Here is a 366-nt window from a genome sequence, read left to right on the forward strand (position 1 = left end):
TGCTTTAGGTTTTGTATTTATGTTCACAATTGGGGGATTAAGTGGAGTTGTTTTAGCGAATGCATCTTTAGATATAGCATTCCACGATACTTATTACGTAGTTGCTCATTTTCACTATGTATTAAGTATGGGTGCTGTATTTGCAATGTTTAGCGGATGATATCACTGAGTACCTAAAATATTAGGTTTAAATTATAATATGGTGTTATCTAAAGCTCAATTCTGACTTTTATTCATAGGGGTTAATTTAACATTCTTCCCTCAACATTTCTTAGGTTTACAAGGTATGCCAAGAAGAATAAGTGATTACCCTGACGCATTTTCAGGTTGAAATTTAATAAGTAGTTTTGGGTCAATCGTAAGTGT

1 pseudogene is annotated in these 366 nt (G+C 32.8%); it reads left to right on the top strand.

Going from position 1 to position 366, the window contains the following annotated elements:
* A pseudogene (locus IEW49_RS13315) lies at nucleotides 1-325 on the top strand (cbb3-type cytochrome c oxidase subunit I); the annotation flags it as partial.
* Nucleotides 326-366: the final 41 nt, after the last annotated feature.

This window comes from Pseudoblastomonas marina, assembly GCF_014641655.1.
Lineage (GTDB): Bacteria > Pseudomonadota > Alphaproteobacteria > Sphingomonadales > Sphingomonadaceae > Alteriqipengyuania_A > Alteriqipengyuania_A marina.